The sequence below is a fragment of the Ruegeria sp. BE9 genome (assembly GCF_056538765.1).
The window spans coordinates 826,758-839,214 of sequence record NZ_JBQFTS010000001.1; the positions used below are offsets into that span (position 1 = coordinate 826,758).

Here is a 12,457-nt window from a genome sequence, read left to right on the forward strand (position 1 = left end):
ACCTTCTGCAGCGCAGGTTAGCGCAGCATGAACGTCAAGGTAAGTCAGATTGATGTATCAACCAAAATTGGCCAGCGCGGGGAAGGTTTCAAGCAGCCACCAGCTGAACTCTGTGAACAAGCCGGTGATCAGCATGATGCCGACAAACAACAGCAGACCGCCCATGACTTTCTCAATTGTTCCCATGTGGGGTTTGATACGGTTCATCACAGACATAGACCGGTTCAAGAACATGGCTGCCAGCAGGAACGGAATACCTAAGCCTGCTGCGTAAACCCCCAAGAGCAACGTACCGCGGGCAACTGAAGCTTCCGAAGCAGCCAGAGACAAAATCGCGCCCAATTGTGGACCAATACACGGCGTCCAACCAAACGCGAACGCAAGACCAAGGATGTAGGCGCCAAACACAGACCCACCGGACTCGCCGGCGTCAATTCGGGCTTCTCGGTCAAGGAACGGTATCCGAAACACATTCAGAAAATGCAGGCCAAAGACGATCACAACAGCACCGGACAGCTTTGCAAAAAGAACCTGGTTTTTAAGAACAAACGCCCCAAAAGCAGAAGCCGTGAACCCAAGCAGCAAGAATACCGTCGACAAGCCTAAAACAAAGAACAACGCCGATAGAGTCGCTTTACGGCGTGCCTGCGCTTCGTCCTGCATTTCATTGATCGTTACGCCGCTCATATAAGCAAGGTACGGCGGTACGATGGGCAACACGCAGGGAGACAGAAAGCTAATCAACCCGCCGAGCATTGCGATGAACATGGCAGGCAGCAGGCCCGCGTCTATGATATCTATTCCGAACATAGATCAGCACATATGGTATCAAACCCACATCGTCACGGGGCCATACGGTCACATCCTCGTGGTTGCACACTGGACACCACACAAAAGTGGAAATATCTGAGCGTCATGTCAAATTCTGTCGAAACGCTTGATGCACTTGGGCTGCTATGTCCCTTGCCAGTACTAAAAGCCAGAAAGCGCTTGAAATCCATGCCGGCTGGCGCGGTTCTAAAAGTGCTAGCTGATGATCCAGCAGCTATCGTCGACGTACCTCACTTCTGCACCGAAAGCGGTCACTTGCTTTTGTCTCAGGAGGAAGCGGACGGGCATCAGATATACGTGATTCAAAAATCGGACTGAAACTTTGGTCAGCCGAATGAAAAAGGCGGGCTTTGAGGCCCGCCTTTTTGCTTTACTGGCCCAAAGACCACCAACCACGCCGTTTGGGCTTTGGTGGTTCAGAGGGTTGTTCTGGCTCTTCGGCTACAACCTCGAGAACGGGCTCAGCCGTTTCTTCGGCTGTCACTTCTACAACTTCCTCGACAACTTCCGTTACGGTCTCGGAAACGACTTCGCTTACAGCTTCGGTCGCTTCTTCCACAGCCTCTTCTTCCGCAACAGGCTCAACAGTTTCTTCTTCCGCAACAGGCTCAACAGTTTCTTCTGCTGCGGGTTCTGAAACGGCGACTTCTTCAACGGTTCCGCTGGCCGCGTCCTGAGGTTCAGCTGGGGCCTCTGCCTCTTCACTCGCTTCTTCAGTAGGTTCCGAAACGGTTTCAGCAGCCGCAACTTCTTCTACAGCTTCTGAAGGCTCTGCTTCCTTCTTCTTCCGACGAGGAGCGCGACGACGCTTTGGCTTTTCTTCTTTTGCCTCAACGACGGCCACCTCTTCACTTTCAGGCTCCCCAGCCGGTTCCTCACCGGTTTCAGTAGCTGTTTCGGCCTCGTCGCTTTCCGACTCTGGTGTGTCATTCGAAGTATTGCTCTTCTTACGACGACGGCGGCGACGCTTGCGCTTGGGCTTGTTTTCTTCATCGGCCTGAACCGTATCTTCCGATGCCGCTTCTTCTTCGTCGGCGTCCACCAGATCCATCAGCGAGGCATCAACTGACACAACAGGTGCGCTCGCTTCGGGTACAATCCGGCTGGCCGTCTTGAATTTCTCCATCGAGAAATCTGGGCTGACGAGATGAACGTCACCTTCAATTCGAACCGACAACCCATAGCGCGCTTCGATCTGGGCGATGTGCTCGCGCTTCTGGTTCATCAGGAAGTTGGCGATGCTAACCGGGCAGCGCACCAGAACCTCGCGCGAGCGGCGGCGGGTGCCCTCCTCTTCGATCTGACGCAGGATCGTCAACGCCATGTTGTCGTCCGAGCGGATAAGACCTGTGCCGTGACAAGACGGGCACGGCTGTGTCGTAGCTTCCAGCATGCCGGGGCGCAGACGCTGACGGCTCATCTCCATCAAGCCAAAGCCTGAAATCCGGCCGACTTGAATGCGTGCGCGATCTGTCTTTAGCCGTTCCTTCAGACGTTTTTCGACGGCGGCGTTGTTTTTACGCTCGTCCATATCGATAAAGTCGATAACGATCAGGCCAGCCAGGTCTCGCAAACGCAGCTGACGCGCAACCTCTTCGGCTGCCTCAAGGTTGGTCTTGAGCGCGGTTTCTTCGATAGAGCCTTCCTTAGTAGCCCGGCCAGAGTTCACATCAATCGCAACCAATGCTTCTGTCACGCCGATCACAATGTAACCGCCAGATTTCAGCTGCACCGTCGGATTGAACATCCCTGTCAGGTAACTTTCGACCTGGTAGCGCGCAAACAGCGGCAGCGCGTCCTCATAACGTTTTACGTTCTTGGCATGGGACGGCATGATCATCTTCATGAAGTCCTTGGCGATACGGTAGCCGCCTTCGCCCTCGACCAGAACTTCGTCGATGTCACGATTATAAAGATCGCGGATCGATCGTTTGATCAGATCGCCTTCTTCGTAGATCTTGGCGGGTGCGATCGACTTCAACGTCAGCTCGCGGATTTGCTCCCACATACGCTGGAGGTATTCATAATCGCGTTTTATCTCTGACTTTGTACGCTTGGCACCTGCAGTTCGGATAATAAGGCCTGCACCCGTCGGAACATCAATCTCCGCGGCGATTTCCTTCAGTTTCTTGCGATCTGGTGCGTTTGTGATTTTGCGGCTGATACCACCACCACGCGCGGTGTTCGGCATCAAAACGCAATAGCGCCCGGCCAATGACAGGTAAGTCGTCAGAGCGGCGCCTTTGTTGCCGCGCTCTTCCTTAACAACCTGAACCAGCAGAACCTGACGGACCTTAATTACTTCCTGAATTTTGTAACGACGCGGCCGTGGCTTGCGTGGTGGGCGAATGTCTTCGCTGTCATCTTCGTCAGCAACCGACTCGATGCTGTCATCTTTTGAGGTCGCATCGGAACGGGGCTGGCCTTCGCCTTCGCCTTCGCCTTCGTCGTCAGCTTCAGATTCACTCTCGGCCGACGCGACCTCTTCGGCTTGTTCGCCTTCAGGTGCTTCAGCGTCTACGTCTTCGGCCTCTGCGTCAGCAGAAACTTCTTCCGCTTCAACAGCTTCTTCTGCTGTCTCTTCTAAATCAGAAGTTTCTTCTTCTGATGCTTCAACGGCAACCTCATCGACTTCTGAGGTTTCCTCAGTCTCTGAAGCAGCGGCTTCTACCTCTTCAGAAGCTTCGACTTCATCCTCAGGCTCTTCGACCGGGGTTTCAGCCACATGATCCATAGGAGAAGTGCCTTCGGGGATGGAAACGTCATCGCCCTCTTCACTCTCATCCAGATCGATTGTTTCCATACCAGTAGGCTCAGACGAAACTTCGATCGTTTCGACTGGATCGTCGGACTTCACATCGGCTGCCTTGGTCCGCGACCGCGACCGGCGTTTTTTGGGCTTGGCCTCTTCGGCTTCATCCCGCGCCTTCATGGCCTCGGCATAGGCGCGCTCTTCTTCCATAAGCGCTTCGCGGTCTGCGACCGGGATTTGATAGTAGTCCGGATGGATTTCCGAGAACGCGAGGAAGCCGTGGCGGTTCCCACCATAATCTACAAAAGCCGCCTGAAGCGACGGTTCGACCCGTGTTACTTTTGCGAGATAGATGTTGCCAGCAAGCTGGCGTTTGTTTTCGGATTCAAAGTCAAACTCCTCGACCTTGTTTCCGTCGACCACCACAATGCGGGTTTCCTCCGCGTGGGTGGCATCGATAAGCATTTTCTTAGCCATGTGTCCTTGGTGCACCGCGCCAAACGCGTAGTCCTTGCCCGTCCGGGGGGACAGGCGCTTTTGGGGTGGTGTCTTGTCAGGGCGATATCGGACGGCGCGCGGCAGGGTCTGGCGCTTTGGCCCCCTGCCCGTTCACTCAATCGTTGCGCGCGCGTCATCGCGGTTCTTCTCCGACAGACGCGGCTCGCCGCTGTCTGCCCATTTATTCCTTTCACCCGTATACGGGTTCAGGCGTTCATCTGCCCCAATTAGGGGCACAATCGGTCTGCTTTGCCTCGTGGGATTATCACCATCCGCGGCAGAGCAGCGAAACTCAAAGATCCGGGACTTATAGGCTGAAAAACTGCCTAGCCCGTTCGGACACAATAAAAGCAGTCCTGTGGAAAAGACAATGGGCAAACTGCACCAGCGCTCCTGAACAATGCTCAAGAGCCATTCATCTTGCCCAAAAACTCTCTGGAATAAATGAAACAAAAGCGAACGAGGGGGTTACCCCCCTCGCCAACGCTTACAAATAGTCAGATCTTTGTAGGCCGTATTTAGCCATTTTCTCGTTCAAGGTACGCCGCGGCAGGCAAAGCTCTTCCATAACAGACGCAATCGAGCCTTTGTGGCGACGCATTGTGTTATCGATCAGCATCCGCTCAAAGGCTTCGACGTATTCCTTGAGCGGCTTGCCTTCCGTCGTCATCACGGGCTGCATCTCCTCGTGATCTGACATAAGCAGAGATGCAATTGTTCCCGAGCCACGGCGCGACTGCAGTACGGCGCGTTCAGCAATATTGATCAGCTGACGCACGTTGCCCGGCCAAGGGGCTTGCAGCAGTTGTGCGGCTTCCTGCGCGCTGACTTGAGGTGCGTCACAACCGTATTCTTCAGCGAATTGCTCACTGAGACGAGTGAACAGCGTCAGAATATCCTCTCCGCGCTGACGAAGCGGTGGCATCGTGATGCGAAGTGCCGCCAAACGATAGAATAGGTCTGGCCGAAGCACGTCCTCACTGGTTTTGCCGGCTTCTTGCAAGTTCGAAATCGCTACGATCCGGGTTTCGGCTGGCGTGCCCTGATCATTCATAACGCTCAGCAGGCGTGCCTGAAGCGTGTCACTCAGCGCTTCTACGTCCTCAAGAACCAGCGTCCCACCGCGCGCTTCTTCGATTGCAGGCAACTGGGCGTCTTCTGGCATCATCGGGCCGAACAAGCGTTTGGACAGCACCTCTTCCTCAAGTGCTGCGCAGGACACTAGGACGAATTTCTTACCGGCACGGCTGCCAACCGCATGCAATGCGTGGGCCACCAGAGTTTTGCCGGTTCCCGTTTCGCCGTCGATCAAGACGTGGCCGTCCGCCTGCCCCAAGTCCAGAATGTCTTCGCGCAGACGCTCCATAACGGGGCTGGCACCGATCAACTTGTTCATGATCTGAGTGCCACCGGAAAGCTCACGCCGCAGCGCCCGGTTGTCCAGTGTCAAACGCCGTGCATTGCTTGCGCGTTTTGCAAGTTCGGACATGCGATCTGGATTGAACGGTTTTTCTAGGAAGTCGAACGCACCAACACGCATCGCCTCAACCGCCATAGGAACATCGCCGTGGCCGGTGATCATGATGACAGGAAGAGTGCTATCCGCCCCCATCAGCTTTTTCAGCAACTGAATGCCGTCCATCCCTGGCATTTTGATGTCTGAAATGACGATCCCTGGATAGTCCGGCCCAAGAACCTTTAGCGCGTCTTCGGCGCTCGAGAAGGTTTCAGTGTCATATCCCGACAGCGCCAGCCATTGGCTGATCGACTGGCGCATGTCCTGTTCGTCATCCACAATGGCGATTTTCATGGCCTGTGCCATAGTACTTCCTTTGTTATTCAGCGGCCTCAAGGCCGTCGCTTCCCAGTATTGGTAGCTGCATTTCGAACACCGCACCGCCGTGCTGGCTGTTGCGGGCAGTTAGCCGTCCACCATGGTCGTTTACGATACCCGAAGAGATGGCAAGCCCCAAACCGACCCCATCCCCGGGCTGCTTGGTAGTGTAAAAGGGCTCGAACAGGTTCTCGATGTCTTCGATACCATGACCATTGTCACGCACGGTCAGCACCGCCGTGTCGCCCGCAGCCAGAATGATTTCAACATCCGGCTCTGATACAGACTTGGTGGCGTCCAAGGCATTACGCAAGAGGTTAACCATCACTTGTTCAATCCGCATCCTGTCCCCCATCACCATGACAGGTTCCTCAGGCAAAATCTGAGTAATCTTGACATGGCGCTGCCTCAACTGAGGCTCCATCATTGAGAGGCTCGATGCCAGCGCTTCACCAAGGTTTACTGGGGAAAACGCGTCTGCGCCCTTACGTGCGTACGACTTCAATTGTCGGGTAATCGCGCCCATACGCTCGATCAAACCGTCGATGCGACCAAAGCTTGCCAAGGCTTCTTCGGGGCAATTTCGGCGCAACAGCAAACGGGCTCCTGCAAGGTAAGTCTTCATTGCAGCCAGCGGTTGATTTAGTTCATGGCTAACAGCTGCGGACATCTCGCCGAGCGCCGCCAGTTTCGAGCTTTGGGCCAGCGTTTGCTCCGCAACTTCCAGTGTTTTTTCAACCCTTTCACGCTCAGCGATTTCTCGCTGCAGCCTTGCGTTCAATGCGCGAAGCTCTGCCGACTCACGCTGGAACAACGCCATTCGCACCGTGGCTCTGCGGCTGAGTGCGTAAAAGGCCAAGGCAAGCAGAATCGCAAAACCCATGATTTCTAGGGCAAGAACGCTGTTCACCTTTTCACGGATCGACGCGTAGGTTGTGAACGACGTCATTTGCCAACCTCGGAACGGGATACGCGTCTCCATACGCATCACAGCCTCACCCTGAAGGTAGGCGTCTGGAGGCAGGGCCGTCCAATCGGTTGTCGCTCGGATCGCTCGTTGAATGGCGCCTTGAGGTGGCTGACGCAGCATTGCGGATCCCTCATCAAGACCGCGCCACTGTGGCTCTGTCGATAGAATGATCGTTCCTGTGCTGTCCGTTACCATAACAGCATCGGAAATCCCGGCCCAAGTACGTTCAAATTTGTGCAGGTCAACCTCGACTACAATAACACCCAGAATTTCGGCATTTGCCTCAATCCTACGGGAATAAACGAAGCTGTATCCGCCTGTATCCTTCTTGTTGACCGTAAAGATCGTCGCGTTCGAGCGGACGGCATCAACGTAATACGGCGAGTTTCGGTGTGCTTCTCCGAGACGGTTTCTGTCTGTTGCTGCCCTTGTCAGGCCATCGCCATCCAGCAACACCAAGGATGCGGCGCCGATCTCCTCTACGAAAGAGATAAGGCGCTGACTCGACAAGGAATAATCCCGAGACTGAAGAGCCGAGATCAATGTGGGATCACGTGCTAATAGCTGCGGTACGATGGCATTTCTACGCAGCTCGCTGAGCAAATTCCCTGAATACAGAGCAAGACGCACCTCTGCCCTGTTGCGTGTGGACTCTGTAAAGCGATCCGTTAACAAGCGGTTGGTTATCCAAACCGTGGCTACGGTTGCGACAAGCAACAACAGAACAGCCATTCGCAGGCGCCACCCGAGTGGCGCACCGCGAAAGGGTTTTGTTAAATTGGACCAGCTTGAGCGAGTTTCGGAATTCATCCGAGAAAATTACGCGGGCTTTGGCGCAACCTCAAGTCACGCAGGCGCGAGAACGCCAGACAATGCGCGAAACAATGCCGTTCCGTCGGTGCCCCCATGCCCATCATCAGCTGCGCGCTCTGGGTGCGGCATCATTCCAAGAACCCTGCGGTTTTCCGACAGAATTCCGGCAATGTCCCCAACCGAACCATTCGGATTCTCGGTATAGGTGAATGCGACCCGGTCCTGATCCCGCAAAACGGACAGTGTTGCATCGTCGGCAAAGTAGTTCCCGTCATGGTGTGCAATCGGAATGCCGATAACGTCGCCCGCATTGTAGCCTTGGGTAAACGCGCTTTCGCTCGTTTCCACTTTCAGACCGACCGTTCTGCAGATGTATTTCAGGCCAGCATTTCGCAACAAGGCCCCTGGCAAAATCCCGGTTTCCGTCAGAATTTGGAAGCCGTTGCAGATACCAACAGCATATCCGCCGCGTTCGGTATGATCGACAACTGCTTTGCAGATCGGAGATTGGGCTGCAATCGCGCCACAGCGCAAATAGTCACCGTAGGAAAACCCACCGGGTACGCCCACAATATCAATGCCTTCAGGCAGTGCGGCATCCTTGTGCCAGACCATATCGACCTGAAATCCTGCCTGTTCAAAGGCGACTGCAAGATCCCGATCACAGTTGGAACCTGGGAAAACGATGACGGCTGCGCGCATTGCGGACCCTCCTACGAGACAAAATCAGTGACCACAGCAACACCAGGAGGCGTCGGGTGATCAAAGGCGGCAAGCTCATCACTTACCTGGTTCAGTGTTATTTTTCGTGTGACAAGCGGGCTTAGATCGACATTCCCGCCTGAAATCAGTGACAAAAGCGACGGGTAGCGCCAGCTTGGCATGCCGCGGGTTCCGAAAACAGCCAGTTGGCCAGAGTACAGAACATCCATCGGCAGAGACATGTTCGAGTGTTGACCGGCAGGCATACCAATCTGCACCATTCGACCCAATTTGCGCAGAGATCTCAACGAAGCCACGGTTGTGACTTCAATTCCCAGGGCCTCGATAGCGACATGCGCGCCGCCACTGGTGACTTCTTTGACAGCTTCCGGTGCGTTGCATGTGGAGGCATTCACGACCGCGTCGGCGCCAAGGCTTTTTGCATATGCCAACTTGTCGTCGGCTATATCGACCACCACGACACGCGCACCCAGCGCCTTGCCCAGCAACAAGGTGGAAATTCCAACTCCACCACCACCAAAAACGGCAAGCCACTCACCACCCTGAAGCTGAGCTCTCCCGACCAATGCCTGCCACGCGGTTGTCACCCGACAACCCAAAGCAGCAGCGATCTCAGGGGCAAGCGTGTCTGGCAAAGCAGTCAAATTGGCATCAGCGTGGGCTACTGCGATGTATTCCGCAAACGCGCCATCGCATGTGAAGCCGGGTACAACTTGATCGGAGCAGATGGTCTGATGGCCCTGAGAGCAGTCCGGGCAATGACCGCAAGCGAGGATAAAGGGAGCGATAACCTGATCACCAACTTTCCAACGGGAAACCCGTGCGCCGACGGCGACCACCTCTCCACAGTATTCGTGCCCGGGTGTTATGGGCAAAACGACATCGGGATCAGAGCCCGACCACGCATGCCAATCTGATCGGCAAACACCACAAGCCAATACCCGGACGACAACGCCGTCCTCGGCCGGTTCAGGGTCGGGAACAGTCATCAGCTCTAAGGGCTGACGATACGTGATCAGACGCGCAGCCCGCATCTGGTCAGACCAATTCGATCTCGTAACGCTCGATGACGGTGTTGGCCAACAGCTTTTCACACATCTCGGTGATGTCAGCTTCGGTCGCGCCTTCAGCCAGTTCAAGGTCAATCACTTTGCCCTGACGCACGCCTTCGACCTGATCAAAGCCCATGGCGCCCAATGCGTGACGCACGGCCTCACCCTGCGGGTCGAGGACCCCGTTCTTCAGCATCACATGCACCCGTGCTTTCATTCCTGCAACTCCAGCTGAGGGCCAAGCTTTCCGGCCCGTTCCGTTGCGCGGGGGATAGCGTGCCAAAGGGCATTCGACAACCCTGTTTGCGTGTTTAGCTGGCGTTGCCGGATAACAGCCCCGGATAATGAGCATCAATGGCGTTAAACACGCCGGTCACCACCATCTCGACCGCGACCGCCACAAGAATGATCGCCATGACGCGGGTGATGACGTTGATCATCGTCGGCCCCAAAAAACGAGAAATTGGATCGGCGAACAAAAGACCAAGTCCGACAACCGTGCAGGCGATCAAAACAGCCGAGCCGAGCGTTACAATCGCAGCGCCATCCGAAAGTGTGTGGGCAAATACAATGGTCGTTGCAATCGTTCCCGGCCCGATGGTCAAGGGGATCGCCAACGGCACAACAGCAATGTCACCCTTCTTTTTGTGCCCATGTTCAGCAGCTTGTTGATCGCCCTGCGGACGGTCCGACGCGTTCATCATCGACATTCCTACGCCAAGGATGATCAGTCCGCCTGCTATTCGGAAGGATGGGATGTCGATACCGAATACGGCCAAGATCTTTTCACCCAGCACGACAGACAAAAGTGCGACAACAACAATTGTTCCGGTGACTACCAGCGCCACGCGCTTTCGCTCAGGCGCGCTGTAACCTTCGGTCATACCGAGGAAGATTGGGATTCCGTAAAGCGGATTGAAGATCGCCAGCAATGCCGCGAGGAATTTCAGAAACACTTCGTGATTGAACAATTCGGCCATGTCGAATGCCACCTTCAATGTATCGCGCTTGCCGTGACTTAGATGGCCGGAACGCTATTCAAGCGGCTAAAATACAAAGAAAAAAGCACAGCCTCAAGAGAAGCTGTGCTTTGCGTTCTTTCAACTGTTACCAAATGGTCAGTTGATCAAAGTTGGCTTGGACACATTGCTTTTCGGCAGAACACCAAGACGACGCGCGACTTCGGAATAGGCGTCCGTCAGGTTGCCCAAGTCGCGGCGGAAAACGTCTTTGTCCAGTTTTTGACCTGTTTCAATATCCCACAGGCGGCAGCTGTCGGGGCTAATCTCATCGGCAATGATCAGTCGCTGATAGTCACCGTCATAGACCCGACCGATTTCAATTTTGAAATCAACCAGTCGAATGCCAACGGCCAACATCACGCCGCTCATAAAATCGTTTACGCGCAGCGCGAGGCTTAGAATATCGTCCATGTCTTGTTGGCTTGCCCAGCCAAACGCGGCAATATGCTCTTCTGTGACCAGAGGGTCGCCCAGTGCGTCGTCTTTATAGCAGTATTCAACGATCGGACGCGGCAACTGTGTACCTTCCGCGATACCCAGACGTTTAGACATCGAGCCAGCGGCATAGTTACGCACGATCACTTCCAGAGGCACGATCTCACAGCTGCGGACCAGCTGCTCGCGCATATTCAGACGACGAATAAAGTGCGTCGGCACGCCAATCTGTGTCAGGCCGTTCATGAAGAACTCGCTCAGGCGGTTGTTCAAAACGCCCTTTCCGTCGATCACGTCCTTTTTTTCGGCGTTGAACGCGGTGGCGTCATCCTTGAAATACTGAACGATAGTGCCCGGTTCGGGGCCTTCATACAGAATCTTGGCCTTACCTTCATAGATTTTCTTGCGACGCGCCATCGGGGCCCCTTCCATATCGGCAAAACGCGATTACCGCGCTGCTGCCGCTCTCATAGTGCAGCGCGCAGTAACCCGCAAGTTATCAGGCGCTCCGACCGCCCCGCATCAGCCTTTTGAAGAAACCCATACGCGATCTGACCTGAACCCCTTGTCCCGGTGGCGGAGGTGAGCTGGTCATTTCCCCCAGCGTACCCTCGTGATCAAACGGGCTTTGCGGGTGAATCAACACCCACGCATCGCAAGACGAACCGTTGGTCCCTTGGGGGGCAAACCTGATACGCAGAGACTCTTCGGGAGTTTGACCCTCGTGACCCAGAGTGTCGCCGTCCTTGAACGTATGCCCGTAAGACGCCACCATGGCAGAGGTAGTGCTGAGTGTTGCGGCCGCGCTTTCCAAGTCCATCGGCGCGGCAGCAAGGCTAATTTCAAACCCCTTCAAGGGCTTTAGCCCACGCGTCACGCCGGAAACGTACTGCTTGTCCTTTTCTTTGACCCCACCAAGGCTGAGTCCGACCCAGTGTTCTACCGGGAACTCATCGGAAATCGCCTTGTCCGCCATGGCAACCACATCGGAGGGACGCAGAAAGTGGTCTGCGCTTTCCCAATAGACCGCCAGGGCGATGGGTAGTTTCGCAAAAATAGCTGCAAGGCATGTGCATAACCGCGCGGCGCGAAATGCTTGTGTATCATCACCCGCTTCTACACCGGCTGTCACGCAGATGTAGGACTTGTTGTAGGCCAAGGCCTGCGAAACCTCGGGAAAGGATAAGCGCTGCCAAGGTGTTAACAGCTCAGGATCCCACGTTCCATATCCCGGCAAGCGGATAAGCGTCGCGATAGCGCTGTCACGCCCCTTTGCGCCGAAAAGAATGGGAGTTGTGATAAACTCATCCGTATTACAGTCCTGCGCTAAACTAATTGCCGAGTCTGCTTGCAAGTCCAACGACGGGTAATCATCCAGCAGTGCTTGTTCGATCTCTGACGAATTGAACTGGATAGGTTCAGACAGAAGTATGTAAGCACTAAAGCTGGCGCGGTCCTCTTGATTAGCGTCCTCTGCCATTTACGCAGCCGCCGATCTTTGCATCATCGTGACCACCTGAATGATGT

11 protein-coding genes are annotated in these 12,457 nt (G+C 54.9%); 1 reads left to right on the plus strand and 10 read right to left on the minus strand.

Annotation, left to right across the window (positions count from 1 at the left end):
* Nucleotides 1–57: 57 nt before the first annotated feature.
* Nucleotides 58–810, minus strand: coding sequence for a cytochrome c biogenesis CcdA family protein (locus tag ACR0EO_RS04040; RefSeq protein WP_480687248.1), 753 nt, complete (start codon nt 808–810; stop codon nt 58–60).
* Between the two features lie 105 nt (nt 811–915).
* Between ACR0EO_RS04040 and ACR0EO_RS04045 the strand changes: the two genes are divergently transcribed.
* Complete coding sequence (locus ACR0EO_RS04045; protein ID WP_480687250.1) at nt 916–1,149, plus strand: sulfurtransferase TusA family protein; 234 nt, start codon at nt 916–918, stop codon at nt 1,147–1,149.
* A gap of 52 nt (nt 1,150–1,201) precedes the next feature.
* Here the strand turns inward: ACR0EO_RS04045 and ACR0EO_RS04050 are convergent, their stop codons facing one another.
* The 9 genes from ACR0EO_RS04050 to ACR0EO_RS04090 form a co-directional block, all read right to left on the minus strand.
* Nucleotides 1,202–4,060 carry an Rne/Rng family ribonuclease gene (locus ACR0EO_RS04050; protein ID WP_480687252.1) on the minus strand — a complete coding sequence of 953 codons (2,859 nt, stop codon included), beginning with the start codon at nt 4,058–4,060 and terminating at the stop codon, nt 1,202–1,204.
* Between the two features lie 508 nt (nt 4,061–4,568).
* Nucleotides 4,569–5,903, minus strand: a complete 1,335-nt coding sequence (locus ACR0EO_RS04055; RefSeq protein WP_480687254.1) for a sigma-54-dependent transcriptional regulator — start codon at nt 5,901–5,903, stop codon at nt 4,569–4,571.
* 13 nt (nt 5,904–5,916) lie between these two features.
* Nucleotides 5,917–7,617 (minus strand): sensor histidine kinase, encoded by a 1,701-nt coding sequence (locus ACR0EO_RS04060; protein WP_480687256.1) that lies wholly within the window; start codon nt 7,615–7,617, stop codon nt 5,917–5,919.
* Between the two features lie 114 nt (nt 7,618–7,731).
* The gene (gene purQ, locus ACR0EO_RS04065) at nt 7,732–8,400 is read right to left on the minus strand and encodes a phosphoribosylformylglycinamidine synthase subunit PurQ (protein ID WP_480687258.1); all 669 of its coding nucleotides are present in this window, start codon (nt 8,398–8,400) and stop codon (nt 7,732–7,734) included.
* Between the two features lie 11 nt (nt 8,401–8,411).
* On the minus strand, nt 8,412–9,455 hold the full coding sequence (locus ACR0EO_RS04070) for a zinc-dependent alcohol dehydrogenase family protein (protein ID WP_480687260.1): 1,044 nt from the start codon (nt 9,453–9,455) through the stop codon (nt 8,412–8,414).
* Nucleotides 9,456–9,459: 4 nt separating this feature from the next.
* Nucleotides 9,460–9,690 (minus strand): phosphoribosylformylglycinamidine synthase subunit PurS, encoded by a 231-nt coding sequence (gene purS, locus ACR0EO_RS04075; protein ID WP_109311572.1) that lies wholly within the window; start codon nt 9,688–9,690, stop codon nt 9,460–9,462.
* A 94-nt stretch (nt 9,691–9,784) separates the two neighbouring features.
* Nucleotides 9,785–10,453, minus strand: a complete 669-nt coding sequence (locus ACR0EO_RS04080) for a MarC family protein (protein WP_480687261.1) — start codon at nt 10,451–10,453, stop codon at nt 9,785–9,787.
* Nucleotides 10,454–10,591: 138 nt separating this feature from the next.
* Nucleotides 10,592–11,347 carry a phosphoribosylaminoimidazolesuccinocarboxamide synthase gene (gene purC, locus ACR0EO_RS04085; RefSeq protein WP_170487506.1) on the minus strand — a complete coding sequence of 252 codons (756 nt, stop codon included), beginning with the start codon at nt 11,345–11,347 and terminating at the stop codon, nt 10,592–10,594.
* An 82-nt stretch (nt 11,348–11,429) separates the two neighbouring features.
* Nucleotides 11,430–12,410: a hypothetical protein gene (locus ACR0EO_RS04090; RefSeq protein ID WP_480687264.1), complete on the minus strand. Its 981-nt coding sequence runs from the start codon at nt 12,408–12,410 to the stop codon at nt 11,430–11,432.
* Nucleotides 12,411–12,457 lie beyond the last annotated feature (47 nt).